General features: G+C 58.0%; 22 protein-coding genes, 1 tRNA gene and 1 pseudogene. 16 read left to right on the top strand and 8 right to left on the bottom strand.

What is annotated here, in order from left to right; genetic code table 11:
* Window positions 1-12: 12 nt before the first annotated feature.
* Window positions 13-789 carry a DeoR/GlpR family DNA-binding transcription regulator gene (locus tag ACM62R_RS12465; protein ID WP_415184373.1) on the bottom strand — a complete coding sequence of 259 codons (777 nt, stop codon included), beginning with the start codon at window positions 787-789 and terminating at the stop codon, window positions 13-15.
* A gap of 195 nt (window positions 790-984) precedes the next feature.
* Between ACM62R_RS12465 and ACM62R_RS12460 the strand changes: the two genes are divergently transcribed.
* From ACM62R_RS12460 to ACM62R_RS12435, 6 genes are all read left to right on the top strand, one after another.
* Window positions 985-1,881 carry a phosphotransferase gene (locus tag ACM62R_RS12460; protein ID WP_415184372.1) on the top strand — a complete coding sequence of 299 codons (897 nt, stop codon included), beginning with the start codon at window positions 985-987 and terminating at the stop codon, window positions 1,879-1,881.
* The gene (locus ACM62R_RS12455; protein ID WP_415184371.1) at window positions 1,878-4,325 is read left to right on the top strand and encodes a GcvT family protein; all 2,448 of its coding nucleotides are present in this window, start codon (window positions 1,878-1,880) and stop codon (window positions 4,323-4,325) included. Before ACM62R_RS12460 ends, ACM62R_RS12455 begins: the two co-directional genes overlap by 4 nt.
* A gap of 61 nt (window positions 4,326-4,386) precedes the next feature.
* Window positions 4,387-5,187 carry an inositol monophosphatase family protein gene (locus ACM62R_RS12450; protein WP_415184370.1) on the top strand — a complete coding sequence of 267 codons (801 nt, stop codon included), beginning with the start codon at window positions 4,387-4,389 and terminating at the stop codon, window positions 5,185-5,187.
* Window positions 5,188-5,480: 293 nt separating this feature from the next.
* Complete coding sequence (locus ACM62R_RS12445) at window positions 5,481-6,476, top strand: ABC transporter substrate-binding protein (protein WP_415184369.1); 996 nt, start codon at window positions 5,481-5,483, stop codon at window positions 6,474-6,476.
* Between the two features lie 71 nt (window positions 6,477-6,547).
* Complete coding sequence (locus ACM62R_RS12440; RefSeq protein ID WP_415184368.1) at window positions 6,548-7,570, top strand: ABC transporter ATP-binding protein; 1,023 nt, start codon at window positions 6,548-6,550, stop codon at window positions 7,568-7,570.
* Window positions 7,567-9,243: an ABC transporter permease subunit gene (locus ACM62R_RS12435; RefSeq protein WP_415184367.1), complete on the top strand. Its 1,677-nt coding sequence runs from the start codon at window positions 7,567-7,569 to the stop codon at window positions 9,241-9,243. The genes ACM62R_RS12440 and ACM62R_RS12435 overlap by 4 nt, the downstream gene beginning before the upstream one ends.
* Before the next feature lie 160 nt (window positions 9,244-9,403).
* On the opposite strand, the gene ACM62R_RS12430 is transcribed toward ACM62R_RS12435, so the two are convergent.
* The 5 genes from ACM62R_RS12430 to ACM62R_RS12410 form a co-directional block, all read right to left on the bottom strand.
* Entirely contained in the window at window positions 9,404-10,618 is a 1,215-nt protein-coding gene (locus ACM62R_RS12430; protein WP_415184366.1) for an NADP-dependent isocitrate dehydrogenase, read from the bottom strand.
* A gap of 96 nt (window positions 10,619-10,714) precedes the next feature.
* Window positions 10,715-11,050 carry a hypothetical protein gene (locus ACM62R_RS12425; RefSeq protein WP_415184365.1) on the bottom strand — a complete coding sequence of 112 codons (336 nt, stop codon included), beginning with the start codon at window positions 11,048-11,050 and terminating at the stop codon, window positions 10,715-10,717.
* A complete protein-coding gene (locus ACM62R_RS12420; RefSeq protein ID WP_415184364.1) occupies window positions 11,051-11,641 on the bottom strand; it encodes an HD domain-containing protein in 591 nt (196 codons plus the stop codon).
* Entirely contained in the window at window positions 11,638-11,865 is a 228-nt protein-coding gene (locus ACM62R_RS12415) for a hypothetical protein (RefSeq protein ID WP_415184363.1), read from the bottom strand. The genes ACM62R_RS12420 and ACM62R_RS12415 overlap by 4 nt, the downstream gene beginning before the upstream one ends.
* Before the next feature lie 3 nt (window positions 11,866-11,868).
* Window positions 11,869-12,528 carry an alpha/beta hydrolase gene (locus tag ACM62R_RS12410; RefSeq protein WP_415184362.1) on the bottom strand — a complete coding sequence of 220 codons (660 nt, stop codon included), beginning with the start codon at window positions 12,526-12,528 and terminating at the stop codon, window positions 11,869-11,871.
* A 207-nt stretch (window positions 12,529-12,735) separates the two neighbouring features.
* Here ACM62R_RS12410 and ACM62R_RS12405 point away from each other — a divergent pair, with 207 nt between their 5' ends.
* The 10 genes and pseudogenes from ACM62R_RS12405 to ACM62R_RS12360 all read left to right on the top strand — a co-directional run.
* On the top strand, window positions 12,736-13,194 hold the full coding sequence (locus ACM62R_RS12405) for an Rrf2 family transcriptional regulator (protein ID WP_415184361.1): 459 nt from the start codon (window positions 12,736-12,738) through the stop codon (window positions 13,192-13,194).
* Window positions 13,195-13,324: 130 nt separating this feature from the next.
* Window positions 13,325-14,407: a cysteine desulfurase family protein gene (locus ACM62R_RS12400; RefSeq protein ID WP_415184360.1), complete on the top strand. Its 1,083-nt coding sequence runs from the start codon at window positions 13,325-13,327 to the stop codon at window positions 14,405-14,407.
* A 33-nt stretch (window positions 14,408-14,440) separates the two neighbouring features.
* Entirely contained in the window at window positions 14,441-15,955 is a 1,515-nt protein-coding gene (sufB, locus tag ACM62R_RS12395; RefSeq protein ID WP_415184381.1) for a Fe-S cluster assembly protein SufB, read from the top strand.
* Window positions 15,956-15,972: 17 nt separating this feature from the next.
* Window positions 15,973-16,728, top strand: coding sequence for a Fe-S cluster assembly ATPase SufC (gene sufC, locus ACM62R_RS12390; RefSeq protein ID WP_415184359.1), 756 nt, complete (start codon window positions 15,973-15,975; stop codon window positions 16,726-16,728).
* Window positions 16,728-18,023 carry a SufB/SufD family protein gene (locus ACM62R_RS12385; protein ID WP_415184358.1) on the top strand — a complete coding sequence of 432 codons (1,296 nt, stop codon included), beginning with the start codon at window positions 16,728-16,730 and terminating at the stop codon, window positions 18,021-18,023. Before sufC ends, ACM62R_RS12385 begins: the two co-directional genes overlap by 1 nt.
* Window positions 18,024-18,026: 3 nt before the next feature.
* Window positions 18,027-18,521 (top strand): YIP1 family protein, encoded by a 495-nt coding sequence (locus ACM62R_RS12380; protein ID WP_415184357.1) that lies wholly within the window; start codon window positions 18,027-18,029, stop codon window positions 18,519-18,521.
* Window positions 18,522-18,523: 2 nt separating this feature from the next.
* Window positions 18,524-19,117, top strand: coding sequence for a YIP1 family protein (locus ACM62R_RS12375; protein ID WP_415184356.1), 594 nt, complete (start codon window positions 18,524-18,526; stop codon window positions 19,115-19,117).
* Window positions 19,118-19,120: 3 nt separating this feature from the next.
* Complete coding sequence (locus ACM62R_RS12370; protein WP_415184355.1) at window positions 19,121-20,341, top strand: cysteine desulfurase; 1,221 nt, start codon at window positions 19,121-19,123, stop codon at window positions 20,339-20,341.
* A gap of 134 nt (window positions 20,342-20,475) precedes the next feature.
* Window positions 20,476-20,552, top strand: a tRNA-Arg gene (locus ACM62R_RS12365).
* 342 nt (window positions 20,553-20,894) lie between these two features.
* A pseudogene (locus ACM62R_RS12360) lies at window positions 20,895-20,975 on the top strand (hypothetical protein); the annotation flags it as partial.
* Between the two features lie 8 nt (window positions 20,976-20,983).
* Here the strand turns inward: ACM62R_RS12360 and ACM62R_RS12355 are convergent.
* Together ACM62R_RS12355 and ACM62R_RS12350 are read right to left on the bottom strand one after the other, a co-directional pair.
* Window positions 20,984-21,205 (bottom strand): hypothetical protein, encoded by a 222-nt coding sequence (locus tag ACM62R_RS12355; protein WP_415184383.1) that lies wholly within the window; start codon window positions 21,203-21,205, stop codon window positions 20,984-20,986.
* A gap of 51 nt (window positions 21,206-21,256) precedes the next feature.
* On the bottom strand, window positions 21,257-21,368 hold a 112-nt coding region (locus ACM62R_RS12350; protein ID WP_415184380.1), incomplete at its 5' end, for a transposase domain-containing protein.

The raw sequence follows: 21,368 nt of genomic DNA, 5'->3' as shown, positions 1-21,368 counted from the left end.
AGGAACCTCGGGTCACGGCAGGATCAGGTCAATTCCGTGAAGGTCCAGCATCTTTCTGATCTCTTGCGGTGGCTCGCTATCCGTTATCACGATGTCGATCATGTTGGCATGATCCAGCACCACCGGGGCGCGTTTTCCGAATTTGTCGCTAACCGTCACAACGATGCGGACCTGCGCGTTACGCGCGGCAATCCTCGCGATATTGGCTTCTTCAAAGTCGTGCAGCATGAACCCCATGCTGGCATTGATGGCGCCAATTGAAAACACCGCAAACTGGACGTTGAACCGGCCCACCAGTTCCAAAGCCTCGGCGCCAAAGGCACCGCCGTCATGGGGGCGCAACTCGCCTCCGGCCAGAAAGACACGGTTGTTGTTACGCGTGGCCAGCGTCTGCGCGACAAAGATGGAGTTGGTAACGATCAGCAGATCCTTGTGATCCCGCAGTGCCATTGCGACGTAGGCGGTGGTCGACCCGACATCCAGAAACACCGAATCCCCATTGTTGATCGTTCCGGCGGCCAGCCGGGCAAGGCTTTGTTTGATGTCGGATTGGGTATCCATCCGATTTTGAAACGGAAGCTCGTTCAAGTGGTCCAGCAGATGGACCCCGCCATGCACCTTGCGCACCACGCCATTGTCTTCGAGGGAACGGATGTTGCGGCGAATTGTTTCGCTGGAAACCCGCAGCCGTTTGGCCAGGTAATTGACCCGGCATGATCCGCCGGCCTTGCCGATCTCACGCAAAATCTCTTCTTCGCGCTGGTTCGTTGTCTTGGCGATCTTTTGCATGCTGCCTCTTTGGATGCGCCCACATCGATTGGACTGAAAGATAAACCCTGAAAGCGCAACCAAGAAAGATAGCGTCACAAGCTATCTGTTGCAAAGTGTGTTTTTGTTGACGGATTATGTGGCTTAACGTAGGTTTTAAGAAGGGATACCTTTGAAATTTGGAAAAAACATTCACTTTGCCACGGGAGAGGCATCTTGGATAGCGGCAATATAATTCACCGGATCAAGGCGCTACCCTGTTGGAACGGGCAGGTTTCCCTTACCCCGCTGACCGGGGGGATCACGAATATCAACTATCTTGCCGAGGATGATCAGGACCGGTACGCGGTAAGGGTGGGCGAGGATATCCCCGAACATCACGTTATGCGCTTTAATGAGTTAAGCGCCCTTCAGGCGGCTTCTGCGGCCGGGGTGTCGCCAGCAGTCAAGTATAGTGAACCCATGATCACCGTGCTTGATTTCGTCGACGGCCATACCCTGACGCCAGAGGATGTGCGCCAACCCGGCATGCTGCCCCGGATTGTGGATTTGGTCAAAAGATGCCACCGCGAGGTTCCCCGGCATCTGCGGGGGCCCGCGCTGATTTTTTGGGTGTTTCACGTCATTCGTGACTATGGCGCCACGCTGGATGAACGTGAAAGCCGCCATAAAACAGTGGTGCGCGATCTGGTTGCGATCAGCAATACGCTGGAAGCGGCGTCAGGGCCCTTTGATATTGTCTTTGGGCACAATGACCTGTTGGCGGCCAACCTGCTGGATGACGGAAAACGGCTTTGGCTGATCGACTATGACTATGCGGGTTTCAATACGCCGCTATTCGATCTGGGGGGGCTTTCCTCAAACAACGCGCTATCGGGCCGGATGGAGCAGCAAATGCTGGAGCAGTATTTTGAGGCGCCACTGACAGAAGACCTGAGCCGCCGCCATGCCGCGATGAAATGCGCATCGCTGTTGCGTAAAACCATGTGGAGCATGGTTTCTGAGATCACGTCAAAGCTGGATTTCGACTACCGCAAATATAGCGCCGAAAACCTTGCCCGATTTCGCGATGCACACCGCGAATTCCAAAAAACCTACGGAGCAGCCTTATGATTGAATTGCCTACAACCGCCAAGGCTGTGATCATCGGAGGGGGTATTGTCGGCTGCTCGACCGCCTATCATCTTGCCAAACTGGGTTGGACCGATACCGTTCTGCTGGAGCGCAAGAAACTGACCTCGGGGACGACATTTCACGCGGCGGGGTTGGTGGGGCAACTGCGATCAAACGCCAACATCACTCAATTGCTTGGATATTCTGTTGACCTTTACAACCGGATCGAGGCCGAAACCGGGCTTGGCACCGGCTGGAAAATGAACGGCGGCCTGCGGCTGGCGTGTAACGCGCAGCGCTGGATCGAGGTCAAACGCCAGGCCACGACGGCGCGCAGTTTCGGGTTGCAGATGGATCTTTTGACGCCGAATGAGGCAAGGGACCTTTGGCCCCTGATGAATGTCGATGATGTGATCGGTGCGGCCTATATGCCGACCGATGGTCAGGCAAACCCCGCCGATATTACCCAAGCCCTGGCCAAGGGCGCGCGTATGGCTGGCGCGCGCCTCTTTGAAGATACCAAGGTGACGGATATCGAAATCGAAAATGGCCGCATCCGCGCCGTGGTAACGGATCGGGGCCGAATCGAATGTGAGCGCGTGATCTGTTGCGCCGGTCAATGGACCCGCGATTTTGCGGCCCGCTTTGGCGTGAATGTGCCGCTGGTTTCGATGGAACATCAATATATGGTGACCGAGCCCATCAAGGGGGTCACATCCAGCCTTCCAACTTTGCGCGACCCCGACCGGCTGACCTATTACAAGGAAGAGGTCGGCGGTCTGGTAATGGGCGGTTATGAACCCGATCCGATCCCCTGGGCGCGAAACGGAATTCCGAAAGGGTTTCATTATTCCCTTCTCGATAGCAATTTCGACCATTTTGAGCAGCTGATGAAACTGGCGTTGGAACGGGTACCCGCGCTGGAAAATGCGGGCATCAAAACGCTGACCAACGGACCCGAAAGCTTTACGCCGGATGGGAATTTTATCATTGGCGAGGCGCCAGAGCTGAGGAATTTCTTTGTCGGTGCGGGTTTCAACGCATTTGGCATCGCTGCGGGCGGGGGTGCAGGCATGGCGCTGGCGGAATGGGCCCACAAGGGCGAGCCGCCTTTTGATCTTTGGTCGGCGGATATTCGGCGCTTTGGCGCACCCCATTTTGATACCGACTGGGTCCGCACCCGCACGATCGAGGCCTATGCCAAGCATTACACCATGGGCTGGCCGTATGAAGAGAACACGTCAGGCCGTCCCTGCCGCAAATCACCGCTATATGCCCATCTGAAAGAGCAAGGCGCCTGTTTTGGCGAAAAGCTGGGATGGGAACGGCCAAACTGGTTTGCGGACCGCGCGTTGAAAGAAACCCCGGAAGATGACTACAGTTTCGGCCGTCAAAACTGGTTCGATGCCGTCGGCCGCGAACACCGCGCCGCGCGGGAAAGTGCGGTTTTGTTTGATCAAAGCTCTTTTGCCAAATTCGTGCTGAAGGGGCCGGATGCGGCGGCAGCCCTGGGCTGGATTGCCGCGAATGATGTCGACAGGCCGGCCGGTTCGCTGATCTATACGCAGATGTTGAATGATCATGGCGGCATTGAATGCGATCTGACGGTCGGCCGTGTTGCGCAAAACGAATACTACATCGTGACGGGTACGGGCTTTGCCACACATGATCTTGACTGGATAGGCCGCAACATTCCCTCGGGCATGAATTGTCAGCTTTTCGATGTGACCTCATCGAAAGCCGTTCTGTCGTTGATGGGGCCAAAGGCGCGCGCCATCCTGGAAGCGGTGACCCGTAGCGATGTCTCGAACGCGGCTTTCCCGTTTGGCACGCTGCAAATCATTGGGATTGCCGGCTGCCCGGTTCTGGCGTTGCGCGTGACCTATGTTGGTGAATTGGGGTGGGAGCTGCACCTGCCGGTCGAATTCGCCACGACCGTTTACGCCGCGCTGATGCAGGCGGGCAAGGCCCATGGGCTGGTTGATGCCGGCTATCGCGCGATCGAGTCGCTACGGCTGGAAAAAGGCTACCGTGCATGGGGCGCCGACATCGGGCCGGACTATTCGCCCTTTGAATCCGGGTTGGGCTGGGCGGTAAAATTACGCAAGGCAGTTGAATTCAAGGGCCGTGCAGCGGCGCAAGCGGCCAAGGACAACGGCGTCCAGAAGATGTTGGCAGGCTTTACGGTGGACCCCGCTGTCATATTGCTTGGACGAGAAACGATCTACCGTAACGGGACACGGGCCGGTTGGTTAAGCAGCGGTGGCTATGGCTACACGATCGGAAAATCCATCGGCTATGGTTATATCCGCCATTCGGGCGGGGTAGATCGCGCCTATATCGAGGCAGGTCAATATGAACTGGAAGTCGCGACCGAGCGGGTTCCGTGCAAAGTGCATATGGACCCGCTTTATGATCCGCACATGACACGGGTAAAGGGCTGATGTGGGCGCCTGACCAAACAGACAGCCGGGGCCAAACGCGCGTGTTAAGGGAGTAAGTTTTTTGGAAATTTCGAAAAACCCGGAAGGAAAGATCCAAATTCAGCGCTTGCTCGCGGATTGTCTGGCACTGGCGGACCTCGCGGCCGAGGCAGCGCGGGGGTATTTTCGAAGCGATCTGGGGGTAAGCTTCAAAGCGGATGCAAGCCCGGTGACACAGGCCGATCAGGCGATAGAATGCCTCGTGCGCGAATGGATAGCGCAGCGATACCCCGATCATGGCATTCTGGGCGAGGAATACGGCGCGAACTTTACCGGCAAGACACATTGCTGGGTGATTGATCCCATTGATGGGACGCGTTCGTTCATTTCCGGGTTTCCGCTGTTTGGCTTTTTACTGGCGCATCTGACGGATGGAGAGCCGCAAATCGGGGTTATCAGCCTTCCGATGCTGAATGAGGTATACGCGGGGGTGAAAGGGCAGGGGGCCACCTGTAACGGCACCCCGATCAGCGTATCGCAAACCCGGAAGCTGGATCAGGCTACACTCTATATAAATGAGGGCGACAAAATCCACGCCACGCAGCCTGCGGTCCTGTCGCGATTGCTATGCGCCGGGCAGACAAGACGGTTTTGCTATGACTGTTATCCGCATGCCCTGTTGGCCGCAGGCCATGTCGATGTCGTCGTTGATTACGATCTGAAGCCTTACGACATCATGGCCCTGCGCCCCGTAGTGACCGAGGCCGGCGGCATTCTGACCGATTGGGCGGGGCAGGTGCCGGGCCTGAGTTATGAAGGCCCGATCCTTTCGGCGGCCACGCATGATCTGCACAAGGAGGTATTGGCACTTTTGCACGATTGATACGGCAGCCACAGATCGCGCGGTATGAGATGAAAACCCCTGTGGTTGCAATATCTTGAAAGGATGCGCTTTTTTGGGGACCAGTTCCAAGACTGGTTTGATGCAAGCACCGGGACAGAATGCAAAAAGTTATGGACAAGTGTAGGGTATGGGACAATCCTGACATCTACTCGCAAAGAGTACGCGGCCAACCGTTGCAACTACGCATTCTGGCCGAAGAAAAATCTAAAAACTGCTGCGGGTCAAACGGTTTGACGTGCAGAACCAAAAGGGAGGAAATCTTGACCAATTTCATGAAAACGACCGCGCTGTCGCTAGCCGCACTTGCGGTGGCATTGCCTTCGCTGGCGGGTGAAATCACCGTCTACACCGCCTATGAGGAAGACGAGATTGCCGATTATGTCGCCGCCGCTGAACAGGCGCTACCAGATCTGAAGATCAATGTGTTGCGCCTTTCCACCGGCACGCTGGCCGCGCGCCTGATTGCCGAGGCGGCCAACCCGCAGGCTGACATGCTCTGGGGGCAGGCGATCACTGCGACGATGGACCCGCAGATCATCGACCAACTTGAACCCTATGTGGTGAAAGGCGGCGAAGTTCTGGATGCCCGCTACCGCGACCCAGAGAACCGTTGGTTTGCACCCACCGGTTATATGGGCACCTTTTGCGTGAATACCGAACGGCTGGCAGCCAAGGGTCTTCCGATGCCGAAAAGCTGGAAGGATCTGGAAAACCCCGCCTTCAAGGATGAAATATTGATGCCCGATCCCACATCGTCGGGCACGGGGTATCTGCATGTCATTTCGCTTTTGCAAACCTTGGGCGATGAGGAGGGGTGGGCACAGCTTGAGCGCGTTGACAAGAATATCGCACAATATACCTCGTCTGGCTCAAAACCGTGCAAATCGGCGCGGGCTGGTGAATATACCGTTGGCATTTCACTGGCGATCACCGGGATCCAGTCCATCGAGGCCGGTTACCCGCTGGCCGTGGTGTTCCCGCAAGAGGGCACCGGCTATGAACTGGAGGCAGCCGGCCTGATGAAGGCCTCTGACAACAAGGAAGACGTCAAGCGCTTTATGGATTGGCTGCTGACAGCAGATGCAGCCAGCCATTACAGCCAGTTCAAGATCCTGATCACCATTCCGGGCGTGGAACCTGCCGAAAGCACCATTGCAGCCGGGGTTCCGCGTGATCTGGGCACGATCCTTGCCAAGCAGGACTTTGCAGAGTCGGCCGCGCATCAAAGCGAGATCCTTGACACCTGGAAGGAAAAGTTCGGGCGCTGACACGCCGCCTGATCGCACGCACCCGGCCAAAGGGTCGGGTGCCGTTTTCTGACCAACATCACGGGGTTCCAATGTATCTCGACGTTCGCGACGCGACCAAGAAGTATGGCGCGTTCACTGCCCTTGATGGGGTATCCATGTCTATCGACGCGGGCCAGTTTGTTTGCCTGCTGGGCCCTAGCGGCTGCGGCAAGACGACGTTGCTGCGGCTGATTGCGGGGCTGACGGATTTCAACTCTGGCAAGATCCTGCTTGAAGGGGCCGACCTTTCAGCGGTGCCTGCCCGCAAGCGCGGGTTTGGCATTGTTTTTCAGTCCTATTCGCTGTTTCCAGACATGACTGTTGCGCAGAATGTGGGGTATGGGCTGAAAATTCGTGGCAAGGGCAGGGCTGACATACGCGCCCGTGTGTCTGACCTGCTTGAGCTTATCAAACTGCCGCAACTGGCTGATAGCTATCCGGGCCAACTGTCTGGCGGCCAACAACAGCGCGTAGCACTGGCACGCGCTATCGCGGTCGACCCGCGCTTGCTGTTGCTGGATGAGCCGCTTTCGGCGCTGGATGCCAAGGTAAGGGTGGAATTGCGCACCGAGATCCACGCGTTGCAAAAATCGCTGGGCATTCCAACCTTGATGGTCACCCATGATCAGGAAGAGGCGCTGGCGCTGGCTGACAAGATTATTTGCATGCGTGGTGGCGCGATCGTCCAGTCCGGCACGCCAGAGCAGCTTTATTTATCCCCAAAAACCAGTTTTGTGGCTGCTTTTATGGGCATAAGCAATCTGATCGCGCCAGAGGCGTTGAAAAACCTGATGCCCGCGCTTCTTGCGGGGCAACCGCGCCAGGGCCGCTATCTGGCCTGTATCCGGCCAGAGCAAATCGCGCTGCAACCCGATACATCGGGCACATCGCGGATCAGGGAAATCGAGTTTCTGGGCAATCTGCGCCGCATCGGGCTTGATAGTCCCGCAGGCCCGCTGGTGGCCGAAGTGTCGGGGCGTGTTGCAATGGAAAAGGGGCAGGCAGTGCGCCTGACGATCCGCCCCGAGGATTGCTCCTGGGTTGCCGATGACAGCGACGGGCCTGTGAAATGACGTCTGCGGCCACGGACCCCACTTTGCCGCGCCGCCGCGCATTTGATGCCGACAGGCTGTTCATTGCGGCCTGTGTCATTTTGCCGTTTCTTGGGCTTTTGCTGTTTTTCGCCTATCCGATGGTTATCGTGTTCCTTCGCTCGATCACCCAGGGCGACGGTAGTTATGGGTTTGGCAACTATGCCGAAGTTCTGGCTACACGCGGGTTTTGGCGCGCCACCTCTCATTCGCTTCTTATGACGGCAGCCACTACGGTGATTTCGGTTGCGGGCGGCTTTATCGTTGCAATGGGGCTTTACCGTTGCAGCCTGCCGGGCAAATGGCTGATCCGCAGCGCAATTTTATTGCCGCTGCTGGCGCCCTCCCTGGTGCAGGGGCTGGGGTTGATTTTCCTTTTGGGCCGCAACGGCATCATCAGCCGTATGCTGGGTATCGAGATTGAGATTTATGGCTTTTGGGGGCTTTTGATCGCCAATACGTTCTACGCGCTGCCGCAGGCGGTGATGATTATCGGCGCGGCCCTGATGCTTTTGGATGCGCGTATCTATGAGGCGGCCGAGGTCATGGGCACGCGCCCTCTTCGGCAGTTTCGCGACCTGACCCTGCCGGCCGCCAAATTCGGCATTCTCAGCGCGACATTCGTGGTGTTTACCATAACGATTACCGATTTTGGTAACGCTGCCGTGATCGGTGGCGATTACTCGGTTCTGGCTACCGAGATTTATCGTCAGGTTGTGGGGCGGCGTAATTTCAATATGGGGGCGGTGATCGGCATCATCCTGCTGCTGCCAACGGTTCTGTCCTACTATATCGAACGTCAGGCATCGCGGCGCATGCGCGGTGGCAAAAGCACGGATATCCAACCCTTCAGACCGGTTTTTCTGGCGATACGCGACATTCCGGTTGGGGTGCTTTGCTTTTTGATCTCGGCGGCCTCTGCTGCGGTGATTTTTACGGTGGTCTATGCCAGCTTTGTAAAGCTTTGGCCCTATAATTTCACGCTGACGTTGAAAAACTACACGATCACGCTGGCGGGGGGATATTCATCGTTGTGGATCACGATCTATGTATCGGTATTTGCTGCGGTATTCGGAACGGTTGGCGTATTTGCGCTTGGCATCGGCCTGCGCCGGGCCCCGGCGATGATCGCGCGGCCCTTGCAGGTGCTGGCCGCCATGCCTGCCGCAGTGCCGGGTATGGTGCTGGGTCTTGCCTATATTCTGACGTTCAACTCACCCGCGACGCCGCTTTATCTGCTTTACGGCACCGCCACGTTGATCATTGTCGTGAATTTTTACCACTACCACACTCAGGCGTTTTTGACGATCCAGACTGGCTTTCAGCAGTTTCCCGAGGCGTTGGAGGAAGCCGCAACAAGCCTTGGGGCGGGCAGGGCACGCATTGCGCGCAACGTCATAGCCCCCTTCATGATGCCAATGCTGGTGTCGGTGCTGTTCTTTTTGTTCATGCGTTCGATGGTTACCTTGTCAGCGGTGATTTTCCTGACGACACCCGATCTGAGTGTGGCGGCCGTTACGATCATGCGTTTGGATGATTCCGGCAGAACGGCGCAGGCTGCGGCATTCTCGACCTGCGTCATGGCGATTGTTGCGGTATCATTGCTGCTTATGAGGGGTATTCTAAGCGCACTGCGCGCGCGTGCTGCGCAATAGTGGTGTGGCCAATGCCATCAACGGGAAAAGGGGCAGATCCCTGATTACGGTCAGGCGTAGGTTGGAGGATAACCTGCCCGGACGCTGAAATCAGCAAGAGCCCGGAAAGCAAAAAGGGCCGGCTGTTGCGCCGGCCCTTTGGGTGTGGGTATTGGAACGCTCAGCCTTTCAGGGCTTTGCCAAGGTATTCATCAACCTTTTCAAGGTAACCCATCGTGGTCAGCCATTTCTGATCCGGTCCGATCAGCAGCGCGAGGTCTTTGGTCATGTGACCATCCTCAACTGCCTGCACGGTGACTTTTTCGAGCGTATCGACAAAACGGGCAAGTGCGGCGTTGTCATCCAGCTTGGCACGATGCTTCAACCCGCCGGTCCAGGCAAAGATCGACGCGATCGAGTTGGTCGAGGTGGCCTTGCCCTTCTGATGTTCGCGGTAGTGGCGGGTCACGGTGCCATGGGCGGCTTCTGCCTCGACCGTTTTTCCATCGGGGGTCATCAGCACCGACGTCATCAGGCCAAGGCTGCCAAAGCCCTGCGCGACGGTATCGGACTGCACGTCGCCGTCATAGTTCTTGCATGCCCAGACATAGCCGCCCGACCATTTCATCGCCGATGCAACCATATCGTCGATCAGACGGTGTTCGTAATGAATGCCGGCTTTCTTGAATTGCTCTTCGAATTCTTCTTCATAAACCTTCTGGAACAGGTCCTTGAAACGCCCGTCATAGGCCTTGAGGATGGTATTTTTGGTCGACAGATAGACCGGCCACCCTTTCAACAAACCATAATTCAAGGACGAGCGTGCAAAGTCGATGATTGAATCGTCAAGGTTGTACATACCCATCACGACACCAGCCGACGGCGCGTCGTAGACGTCACGCTCGATCACCGTGCCATCCTCACCGACGAACTTCAGTGTCAGTTTGCCTTTGCCGGGAAAGCGGAAATCGGTGGCGCGGTATTGGTCGCCAAAGGCGTGGCGACCCACGACGATCGGCTGGGTCCAGCCCGGCACCAGCCGCGGCACGTTCTTGCAGATGATCGGTTCGCGGAAAATCACGCCGCCCAGAATGTTGCGGATCGTGCCGTTTGGCGATTTCCACATCTGTTTGAGGCCAAATTCCTCGACCCGTGCTTCATCCGGGGTGATTGTGGCGCATTTGACGCCAACGCCGTATTTCTTGATCGCTTCGGCGCTGTCGATGGTGATCTGGTCGTTGGTCCGGTCGCGTTCCTCGATGCCCAGGTCGTAGTATTTCAGGTCCAGATCCAGATAGGGCAGGATCAATTTTTTCTTGATGAAATCCCAGATGATCCGGGTCATTTCATCGCCGTCCAGTTCGACAACGGGGTTGGCTACCTTGATCTTCGACATTGCGCCCTCATGCGGTTTGAGATTCGGTTGCGGTGGTCATAGCGTAATGGCGGGTCTTTGGGAAGGGCGGTATGCGGTTGTATACCGAAAAGGCGCTCAAGCCAGTTCGCCCATCCACAGATCAAAGCTGAACGTCAACCCCGAGGCCCGCATCCGGGTGATCTTGTCTTCCAGCAAGGCGCGCATCCGCGACGGCTCAAGCGGGGTGTCCCAGTCGTCCTCGCCGTCAAGCCCCATGATCGCAAAGTCGATCCTGCCGACCACCTTTTCGCCGCGATGCTCGTTCACCTCCATTGAATGGACCCATTCGCCAAGCGCTGGCAGGCGTGAGGCCAGATGCGCCAGATCCTCCAGTGAAGTTACCTTCACGGGCTCTTCGTTCAAAAGCGTGCTGAGCGCGCTGTCGGTCAGGTCTTGCCGGTATTGTGTCATTCAATCCTCGGTAAAGTAGGCCCGCGTTTTGGCGCGCACCCAGGGCCAAAGGCCGGGGGCGCCGCGCGCAACCTTTGCGCCGACGCGGGTTTCAAGCTGTTCGGCGGTGACATCAAAGGCCGGCCAGGTGCCGCCACCCAAGGCGACGTTATGCATCACCGGCTGCACCCGGTCCAGCGATTTGGCAAAGACCGCGTCAGCGGTTTCAGCCGCCTCGAACTCTTCCCACAATGCGCGAAGATCATCGCGCAGGTCATTGGGAAGAAGCCCGAATATCCGTTCTGCCGCCTGCAACTCTGCGGCATGGATTTCTGCAGATCCATGGACCGTGCCATTGGCCGAATGGATGGGTACATCGCCCACGTCAATCTCAACCAGATCGTGAAGGATCAGCATTTTGACGACCCGGTTGATGTCAACACCCGGGGCCGCCTGATCGGCCAGAATCATGGCGTAAAGCGCCAGATGCCAACTATGCTCTGCCGAGTTTTCGCGCCGTGATCCATCGACCAGGCTGGTTGCGCGCAACACATGCTTCAACCGGTCCGCCTCCATCAGAAAGGCAAACTGCGCCTCCAGCCGGTCGGTCATTTCGGTGCCTTGCGAAAGTTGGCGGCGGCCTGCTCCAGGTATTTGCGGCCTCTCGCTTCCGCCTGACGGATCCTGATCGCGGTCAGGAACGCCTCCTCGACGGTGGGGGACAGCGTTCCGATCGCCTTTGAGACCTGCATGAACAACCGTTCCTCGCCGGTCTCTTCCATCAGCGCCAGAGTGTCACGCGCGAGGGCATCCGCCAGATCGTCGATCAGCGCCATGGATCAGCGCGACCCTTCGGTCAGACGGCGTTTGACATAGCTTTGCACCGTCTCGATCATCGGCTTCATATGGGCGTCTTCGTCCTTGAAGAAGTGATCCGCACCCTCGACCTGCTCATGGGTTACGGTAATGCCCTTTTGCTCGCGCAGTTTGGCGACCAGGTTCGCGGTATCTTTTGGCGGCGCGACACGGTCAGCGCTGCCGTTGATGATCAGACCTGAGGCAGGGCAAGGCGCAAGGAACGAAAAGTCATACATGTTTGCCGGGGGCGCAACAGAGATGAAGCCGGTGATTTCAGGGCGGCGCATCAAAAGCTGCATCCCGATCCAGGCCCCGAAACTGAACCCTGCAACCCAGCAATGCTTGGAGTTGGGATTCATCGTTTGCAGGTAATCCAGCGCCGAGGCGGCATCGGACAATTCGCCAATGCCCTGATCATATTCGCCCTGGCTGCGCCCCACACCGCGAAAGTTGAAACGCAGCACGGTAAAGCCGAGCTTATGGAAGGCGTAGTGCAGATTATAGACCACGCGGTTGTTCATCGTGCCGCCAAATTGCGGATCGGGGTGCAAGATGATTGCAATGGGGGCATCGGGCGCGGCCTGCGGGTGGTAGCGGCCTTCAAGGCGCCCCTCGGGGCCGGGAAAAATCACTTCGGGCATGGGTCTCGCCTGCTTTTATCTCGCGGGGGTCCTTGCAATACCATACTTGACGGTTTCACTCAGACACCCTAGGACGGGTCCAACCACGGCGGGATGCCGGGTTGCCGGGTGGAAGTGAGTTAAGCGGCCTTCCGCGCGACGTCAATGCTCTGCTATGGTTCTGCACATCTTAGGATGATGCAGGGGCGGGTAGAGAAGGGATTAGGCATGAAGCTTTCAACCAAGGGTCGCTACGCAATGGTGGCACTGGTCGATCTGGCAACGGTGGGGGATGATCATATGACATCGCTGGCCGCGATTTCCAAACGGCAGGATATTTCACTGCCGTATCTGGAGCAGCTTTTTGTAAGGCTGCGCCGGGCTGAACTGGTAACTTCGGTGCGCGGTCCCGGAGGCGGTTATCGCTTGGCCCGCGATCTTGCGGACATCCGCATCAGCGAGGTTTTTGAGGCGGTCGATGAAACCGTCAGTGCGCTGCATGTGGGGGCAGGGGCAACGGGTGGTATTTCGGGCAGCCGTGCTCAGTCACTATCAAACCGGCTATGGGAAAGCCTGTCGGCGCAGGTCTATGTGTTCTTGCATCAGACGACCCTGGCTGACGTGGTGAACAATGGGCTTAAACCCTGCCCGGCTGTGCCCCATCTGTTTGCGGTGGTGGACGAATGAAGGTTCTGGGCGCCTTTGAGGCTGTTGGTCAGGGGAAAAGCCCCGCGCGGGCGTTTTCCTGCCGGATCACAGACGCAAGAGAACGAATCGCACGGCGTTGGTTGAACGTTTCTGCACGGTGGGGGCAAGGATGAGCGCGAGGCTCTATCTCGATTGGAACGCGACGACACCGCTGCGCCCCGAAGCGCGGGCCGCGATGATTGCGGCAATGGAAGTGGTCGGCAACCCGTCATCGGTTCATGCCGAGGGGCGTGCGGCCAAAGGACTGATCGAAAGGGCGCGGGCGCAGATTGCACAAGCCATGGGGGCCGAAGGCGCGGATGTCGTTTTCACCTCTGGCGCGACCGAAGCGGCCGCCCTTGCACTCACCGCGCGCGATGTGCTTTGCGCCGAGGTTGAACATGACGCGGTGCTGGCGTGGTGCCGCCCGGAATTGCCGGTGGACGGGGCAGGGCGCGTTACGGTGGCCGAACCGGGACGCTCGGCGCTGCAACTGGCCAATTCTGAAACCGGCGTGGTGCAGGCATTGCCCGAGGGTCTTTGGATGTCGGACCTGACGCAGGCTTTTGGCAAGGTTCCCTTCGCGTTCAACTGGTTGGGCATCCACACTGCCATGGTCTCTGCCCATAAGCTGGGCGGACCAAAGGGGGTGGGCGCGCTGGTTGTGCGCCGCGGCACGGAAATTCCAGCACAGATCCGGGGCGGCGGTCAGGAAATGGGGCGCCGCGCCGGCACTGAAAACCTGATCGGCATCGCAGGTTTTGGGGCCGCGGCCGAGGCTGCCGCCCGCGATCTGGCCGCAGGGGTTTGGGAAGAAGTTGCAGAAATTAGAAACATTCTAAAATTAACTCTGGAAGCTTCGGCCGAAGGTGTTATCTTCCCAGGTTGGGAGACTGAGAATGAAAGTGGGGCGACATCGGGACACGGCGCTACGCGCTTGCCCAATACCTTGTGTATCCTGACGCCGGGCTGGAAAGGCGAGACGCAAGTAATGCGGATGGACCTGGCAGGGTTTGCCGTTTCGGCCGGATCAGCCTGTTCTTCGGGCAAGGTGCGATCCAGCCGCGTGCTGCGGGCGATGGGATATGATGAGGCAAGGGCGGGTGCGGCACTTCGGGTGTCGATCGGGCCAGGGGTCGGGCGTGATGACGTATTGCGCTTTGCCGACGCTTTGGGGGCCGCCTTGAAACGGCACCGTGAACGCGCGGCTTGACCCGCGTAGATTGGGAAGAACGAAATGACGACCATGGAAAATGAACTGGAAGTTCGGGAAGGTGTCGACAGGGAAACGGTCGAAGCGGTCCAGAACATGGGCAGCTACAAATACGGCTGGGAAACCGATGTTGAAACCGAATTCGCGCCCAAAGGCCTGAACGAAGATATCGTGCGGCTGATTTCTGCGAAAAACGGCGAACCAGAGTGGATGACTGAGTGGCGGGTATCGGCATTCAATCGCTGGCTTACGATGACCGAGCCGAAATGGGCGATGCTGCACTATCCCGAAATCGACTACCAAGACCTTTACTATTATGCCAAGCCCAAAAGCTTGCAAGAAAAGCCAAAGTCGATTGACGATGTCGACCCAAAACTGCTGGCCACCTATGAAAAACTGGGCATTCCCCTGCAAGAGCAGATGATCCTGGCCGGGGTCGAGGGGGCCGACGGGGTGATCGCGGATGCGCGCAAGGTCGCGGTGGACGCGGTTTTTGACTCGGTATCCCTGGGCACGACATTTCAGGCGGAACTGGCAAAATCGGGCGTGATTTTCTGTTCAATCACCGATGCAATCGTCAAATATCCCGATCTGGTTAAGAAATATCTGGGCTCGGTGGTGCCGCAGTCGGACAACTACTTTGCAACCTTGAATTCGGCAGTGTTTACGGCCGGCTCTTTTGTCTACATCCCGCCAAACACGCGCTGCCCGATGGAATTGTCGACCTATTTCCGGATCAACGCGGAAAATACCGGCCAGTTTGAACGCACGCTGATCATTGCCGATAAAGGCAGTCATGTCAGCTATCTGGAGGGCTGTACCGCGCCCAAACGCGACACGGCGCAGCTTCATGCTGCGGTGGTCGAGATTGTCATCCTTGAGGACGCCGAGGTCAAATATTCGACCGTGCAAAACTGGTTCCCGGGCGATGAAGAGGGCAAGGGCGGTATCTACAACTTCGTCACCAAGCGCGCGGACTGCCGCGAAGACCGCGCCAAGGTGATGTGGACGCAGGTCGAAACCGGATCGGCGATCACCTGGAAATACCCGTCGTGCATTCTGCGCGGTGATGAAAGTTCGGGCGAGTTCTATTCGATCGCGATTGCCAACAACATGCAGCAGGCCGACACCGGCACAAAGATGATCCACTTGGGCAAGAATACGCGCTCGCGGATCGTTTCCAAGGGGATCTCGGCGGGGAAAGCGCAAAACACCTATCGGGGGCTGGTTTCCATGCACCCACGGGCCAAGAATTCGCGCAATTATACGCAATGCGACAGCCTTCTGATCGGGGATCAATGCGGCGCGCATACCGTGCCCTACATCGAGGTCAAGAATAATTCGAGCCGCGTTGAGCATGAAGCGACCACCTCGAAGGTGGACGACGATCAGCTGTTCTACTGCCGCGCGCGCGGCATGGATGAAGAAGAGGCGGTGGCGCTGGTCGTCAACGGCTTCTGCCGCGAGGTGCTGCAAGCGCTGCCGATGGAATTTGCCATGGAGGCACAAAGCCTCGTTGCGATCAGCCTCGAAGGCTCGGTCGGGTAAGGGAATAGGATAGAAAAATGCTGGAAATCAAGAACCTGCACGTCAAACTTGAAGAAGAAGACAAGGTGATCCTGAAGGGGGTGAACCTGACCGTCGGCGCGGGCGAAGTGCATGCGATCATGGGGCCGAACGGGTCAGGGAAATCAACGCTGAGCTATGTGCTCTCTGGGCGCGATGGCTATGAGGTGACCGAGGGGGCCGCCACGCTGTTGGGGGCTGATCTTTTGGAAATGGCCCCCGAAGAGCGCGCGGCGGCAGGTTTGTTTTTAGCCTTCCAATATCCGGTTGAAATTCCTGGTGTCGGCAATATGACCTTTTTGCGCACCGCCGTGAACGCGCAGCGCAAGGCACGCGGCGAGGAAGAGTTTTCGGCGGGTGAATTCTTGAAACTGGTTCGTCAAAAGGCCAAAACGCTGAAAATTGACGCGGAAATGCTGAAACGCCCGGTCAATGTGGGATTCTCGGGCGGCGAAAAGAAGCGCAACGAGATTTTGCAGATGGCGATGTTGGAACCAAAGATGTGCATCCTGGATGAGACGGATTCCGGGCTGGACGTGGACGCGATGAAGCTGGTGGCCGATGGTGTGAACGCGCTGCGCGATGCTGGGCGCTCATTCCTGGTTATCACGCATTATCAACGCCTTTTGGACCATATCACACCTGATGTCGTGCATATCATGGCAGAGGGGCGGATCATCAAATCCGGTGGCCCGGAACTGGCGCTTGAGGTCGAACAGAACGGTTACGCCGATCTTCTGGCGGAGGCGGTGTAATGTCTTTGGTGCAGGCGAAAGAAAGCGCGCTGACGGTGCGTTTGGCCGCGCTGCCGCTGCCGCAGGGTGGGTTTTCCCGCGCGGCGCGTGCCGCGGCCTTGGGGCGGCTACAGGCAATGGGATTGCCAGGTAAACGCGATGAGTATTGGCGCTTTACGGACCCGTCGGCGCTGATCGCGGCAGAGCCAACCGCCGCCGCGGTGCAGGATATGGGCGACGAGTCGCCCTTGTTTGACGGGTTTGACCGGTTGAAAATGGTCTTTGTCGACGGCGTGTTTGATCCCGCACAATCGGATGATCTTGCACTGGCCGGGGTCGAGATAACGCGCCTGGCCACGGCAGACGCCGCTGATATCCACTGGGCGCAGGGCCTTTATGGCAAGCTGGAGGAAAGCGGGCAGAGCCCGGTCGCGCGGCCGCTCGCAGCGCTGAACACCGCTGCGGCGCAAGATGGTGTGCTGATCCGCGTTACTGGTAAAGCCTCTAAACCCGTGCATCTGATTTATGACCATATATCAGATACTTCTGATGTGACATTGCACCACTGCATCAAGATTGAGGCAGGGGCTGACATGACATTGCTGGAAAGTGGGCCGGCGGGCGCACGGTTCAACAACCTGCTTGAGGTGGACGTGGCCGAGGGCGGCCGGTTCCATCATATCCGCGTGCAAGGGCGTGACCATGAACGCCGCGCGGTCACGCATGTCTTTGCCAAGGTGGCCACGGACGCGCTGTTCAAATCGTTCACGCTGACAGCCAACGGCGCGTTGACGCGCAATGAGGTTGTGATCGACATTCCGGGTGATGATGCGGTCGCGCATGTTGCGGGTGCGGCGTTGGGCGATGCGGCGATTGATCCGTTCCACCATGACGATACGGTATTCATGACCCATCAGGGCCTGCGTTGCGAAAGCCGTCAGGTCTTCAAGAAGGTTCTGAAACACGGCGCTGTCGGGGTTTTTCAGGGTAAGATCCTGGTCAAACCCGGCGCACAAAAGACGGATGGCTATCAGATCAGCCAAGCGTTGCTGTTGGATGATGACAGCCAGTTTCTGGCAAAGCCCGAACTGGAAATCTATGCCGATGATGTGAAATGCAGCCACGGATCAACCACGGGCGCGATCGACGAGCGGGCACTTTTCTACCTGCGCTCGCGTGGCGTTTCCGTTGATGAGGCCACGGCGCTTTTGGTGTTGTCCTTCCTGGCCGATGCGATTGCCGAAATCGAAGACGAGGCGCTTCAGGCTGAGATCATAGCCCGGCTTGAGGCGTGGATGGCCCGGCACAAGAGGTAAGCGATGCGTCAAATGGGCGTTGTCCCGAAGATCGTGACAACCTGGGCCAGGCCACGCGTTGTGATGCGCGCGATCCTGGCGCAGGGGCCCCGAGAGGACCGGGCGTTGGCCACGCTGTTAGGGGCTTGTGTGGTGCTTTTTGTAGCGCAGTGGCCAATGCACGCCCGCGCTGCCTATCTTGACCCGACGATCCCGTTGGAGGCGCGTTTATCAGGGGCGCTGATGGGGGCGGTTTTTCTGTTGCCGGTTCTGGCTTATACGATAGCGGGGCTAAGCCACGTTGTGATAAGGGTTTTCGGGGGCAGGGGCAGCCATTCCAGCGCGCGCATTGCGCTGTTCTGGGCGCTCTTGGCGGTGTCCCCGTGGATGCTGCTGCATGGGTTGGTCGCGGGTTTCGTCGGGTCGGGCGCTGCGCTATCGTTGGTAGGGGCGGCCGTTGGCCTGGGGTTTTTGTTGATCTGGGGCGCGGGTTTGCGCGTCGCGGAATTTGAGGGGTGAGTATGGACCTGCGGCTAAGCCATTTGCTGGATCTGATGCGTGAAACGGTCTTGTCGCCGCGTACCGGTGTGCCCCGGCTTCTTGCCCTTAATCCGCCGATGGAGGCGCGCTGGATCGCGGCCGGCGCGGTGGTTTCCACCTCTGCGGTTCTGGCCTATCTGGCCAATATCCTGTTTCCGGTTCACGTTGCAACCCCTTGGGATTGGCTGACATCTTCGCCGTTGAAGATGGTGGTTTCGCAATCCGTGGGGGTATTGTTCACTGCTGGTGCGATGGCGTTTGTTGGTCAGCGTTTTGGCGGAAGCGGTACCTTTGCCGATGCGCTTTTGTTGACCGTCTGGATGGAGTTCGTCACCCTTTGCGTGCAGATCCTTCAGGTGGTGATGATGTTGGTTTTTCCGTTGGTCGCCCAGCTGCTGGGGCTGGTCGCCTTTGGGTTGGTGTTTTGGCTGGTCGTGCGCTTTACTGCCGAGCTACACGGTTTTTCGAATGTTTTCGCGGTGTTGCTTGGCGTTCTTGCGACGCTATTGGGGGGTGCTTTGGTTGCGGGAATTGTGATGAGCATGCTGGGCCTCGTGCCCACGACGGGGATATGATCCATGTATGACGTTGAAAGAATTCGCGCCGAATTTCCGATCCTGCATCGGCAGGTCAATGGCAAACCGCTGGTTTATCTTGATAACGGCGCGTCTGCACAAAAACCACAAGTGGTGATCGACGCGATAACGCAGGGTTATGCAGAAGAATATGCCAATGTTCACCGTGGGTTACACTACCTTTCAAATCTTGCTACCGAAAAATATGAATCCGTCCGCAGCACGGTTGCACGGTTTTTGAACGCGCCTTCCGAAGATGAAATCGTGTTTACCGCCGGGGCGACGATGGGCATCAATCTGGTGTCTTACAGCTGGGCCGCCCCCCGGATGCAGCCGGGTGACGAGATTGTCCTGAGCGTGATGGAGCATCATGCCAATATCGTGCCGTGGCATTTTTTGCGCGAGCGGCAGGGGATAGTGCTTAAATGGGTGGAACCAGAGGCCGATGGGTCGCTCTCGGCTGCGGCAGTGTTGGCCGCGATCGGGCCGCGTACGCGGCTGGTGGCAATTACCCATATGTCGAACGTGCTGGGAACCTTGGTTGATGTGGGGGCGATCTGTAAAGGCGCGCGGGCGTTGGGCGTTCCGGTTTTGGTGGATGGCAGTCAGGCCGCAGTTCATCTTCCGGTGGATGTCGCGGAATTGGGCTGCGACTTCTATGCTATTACCGGACATAAGTTATATGGGCCAAGTGGTTCTGGGGCGATCTTCATCCGTCACGATAGGATGGAGGAAATGCGCCCCTTCATCGGTGGCGGCGATATGATCCATGAAGTCACCCGCGATGCCGTAAGCTATGCGGCCCCACCGATGCGCTTTGAGGCGGGCACGCCAGGTATTGTGCAGCAGATCGGTCTGGGGGTCGCGCTGAACTACATGATGGGTCTTGGCATGGACAACATTGCCGCACATGAGGCAGATCTGCGCGACTATGCCCAAGCGCGGTTCAAAGATCTGAATTGGCTGAATGTCCAGGGTAACGCGCCGGGGAAGGGGGCCATATTTTCCATGACGTTACAGGGCGCAGCGCATGCGCATGACATTTCGACCATTCTCGACAAACGGGGGGTCGCGGTCCGCGCTGGCACGCATTGCGCAATGCCCCTTATGCAGCATCTTGGCGTTTCCGCGACGGCGCGCGCCTCGTTCGGGCTTTATAATACCCGCGCCGAGGTGGATGCGTTGGTTTCGGCGCTGGAACTTTGCCGTGAACTGCTGGGCTAGGCGCTTTGCCCGGCGGGCCGCCTGATATTGATTTTCAGGATTGGGCTTTCAACCCATTGCAGCGCTCGCCGCTTGCCGTTATAGAAGCCGCGTAACAGCCTCTGGTTTTAACCAGAAACGCAATGAAGATAGATGGTTCCGTAGCTCAGCTGGATAGAGTACTTGCCTCCGAAGCAAGGGGTCACGCGTTCGAATCGCGTCGGGACCACCATTTTTCAAAGTATCGAAACCCCATAATTACACCTTCGGCGCCGGACCGGCCCCGCGCAGATCGATGCTGCGGAACGCCTTAATTGGGGGACCTGCGCCATAGCGGGTGCGTCTACATATCATCATGCGACTGCAGGCGCGCACTATGCGTGAATGGGGTAAGCGGTGTGCCAGCCCCGTGGTTTCGATTTGATGTGATTTCGGGCATGCCGTTTTGCAACTGAGTTTGCGGGAGGCTGGGCATGGGGCACCAAAATTAGCACCGGATGGAGGTGCGCGGATCGAGGTCCATGATGGCCCGGCCGGACGTCGGCGCTGGCCGGATGACATCAAGGCGCGGATTGTGGCTGAGAGTTTTCAGTCCGGCGCGCGGGTCTGCGATGTTGCGGCGAAGTATGGGCTGATTGCCCGGCAACTTTCGAAAAGGCGCGGTCAGGTGCGTAAAGGGGAGCTGGTGGTGCCGATCAAGGCGGCCCCGGCATTCGTGCCGCTGATGATCGAGCGATCGGTTGCTGCCACGGCCGCCGCGTCGGCAGATACGGGGGTGATCAAGATCGAGATCTGCGGCGCAGTTTTGCATGTGACGCCGAATTGCAGCCCCGATCGTGCGGCGGCCTTGGTGGCGGCGCTGGGGCCGGTCCGGGCTCTGTTCACGACAGTTTTGCAACGGTGTTGCCTAAGCGGTGCGAGACCTCCGTCTGGCTTTCAGCTTGACAGTTTTTGGAAGGCCCGGGGCATGAGGTCGTCGATGCGCGGCGCGGGATGGCTGCCCGCGATGGCGGTCAGGGTTTCGCGCAGGTAGGCGTAGGGTTCAACA

The sequence above is a fragment of the Phaeovulum sp. genome (assembly GCF_047638075.1).
Classification (GTDB): Bacteria; Pseudomonadota; Alphaproteobacteria; order Rhodobacterales; family Rhodobacteraceae; genus UBA6197.
Note: the sequence above shows the minus strand (reverse complement) of the source record. Positions and strands in the feature narration are given on the sequence as shown.

Excerpts from the sequence above, each read along its gene's own strand:
- ACM62R_RS12465 (WP_415184373.1), bottom strand. The coding sequence starts at position 789 with ATGCAAAAGATCGCCAAGACAACGAACCAGCGCGAAGAAGAGATTTTG.
- ACM62R_RS12455 (WP_415184371.1), top strand. The coding sequence starts at position 1,878 with ATGATTGAATTGCCTACAACCGCCAAGGCTGTGATCATCGGAGGGGGT.
- ACM62R_RS12445 (WP_415184369.1), top strand. The coding sequence starts at position 5,481 with ATGAAAACGACCGCGCTGTCGCTAGCCGCACTTGCGGTGGCATTGCCT.
- ACM62R_RS12440 (WP_415184368.1), top strand. The coding sequence starts at position 6,548 with ATGTATCTCGACGTTCGCGACGCGACCAAGAAGTATGGCGCGTTCACT.
- ACM62R_RS12435 (WP_415184367.1), top strand. The coding sequence starts at position 7,567 with ATGACGTCTGCGGCCACGGACCCCACTTTGCCGCGCCGCCGCGCATTT.
- ACM62R_RS12430 (WP_415184366.1), bottom strand. The coding sequence starts at position 10,618 with ATGTCGAAGATCAAGGTAGCCAACCCCGTTGTCGAACTGGACGGCGAT.
- ACM62R_RS12425 (WP_415184365.1), bottom strand. The coding sequence starts at position 11,050 with ATGACACAATACCGGCAAGACCTGACCGACAGCGCGCTCAGCACGCTT.
- ACM62R_RS12420 (WP_415184364.1), bottom strand. The coding sequence starts at position 11,641 with ATGACCGACCGGCTGGAGGCGCAGTTTGCCTTTCTGATGGAGGCGGAC.
- ACM62R_RS12415 (WP_415184363.1), bottom strand. The coding sequence starts at position 11,865 with ATGGCGCTGATCGACGATCTGGCGGATGCCCTCGCGCGTGACACTCTG.
- ACM62R_RS12410 (WP_415184362.1), bottom strand. The coding sequence starts at position 12,528 with ATGCCCGAAGTGATTTTTCCCGGCCCCGAGGGGCGCCTTGAAGGCCGC.
- ACM62R_RS12405 (WP_415184361.1), top strand. The coding sequence starts at position 12,736 with ATGAAGCTTTCAACCAAGGGTCGCTACGCAATGGTGGCACTGGTCGAT.
- ACM62R_RS12400 (WP_415184360.1), top strand. The coding sequence starts at position 13,325 with ATGAGCGCGAGGCTCTATCTCGATTGGAACGCGACGACACCGCTGCGC.
- sufB (WP_415184381.1), top strand. The coding sequence starts at position 14,441 with ATGGAAAATGAACTGGAAGTTCGGGAAGGTGTCGACAGGGAAACGGTC.
- sufC (WP_415184359.1), top strand. The coding sequence starts at position 15,973 with ATGCTGGAAATCAAGAACCTGCACGTCAAACTTGAAGAAGAAGACAAG.
- ACM62R_RS12385 (WP_415184358.1), top strand. The coding sequence starts at position 16,728 with ATGTCTTTGGTGCAGGCGAAAGAAAGCGCGCTGACGGTGCGTTTGGCC.
- ACM62R_RS12380 (WP_415184357.1), top strand. The coding sequence starts at position 18,027 with ATGCGTCAAATGGGCGTTGTCCCGAAGATCGTGACAACCTGGGCCAGG.
- ACM62R_RS12375 (WP_415184356.1), top strand. The coding sequence starts at position 18,524 with ATGGACCTGCGGCTAAGCCATTTGCTGGATCTGATGCGTGAAACGGTC.
- ACM62R_RS12370 (WP_415184355.1), top strand. The coding sequence starts at position 19,121 with ATGTATGACGTTGAAAGAATTCGCGCCGAATTTCCGATCCTGCATCGG.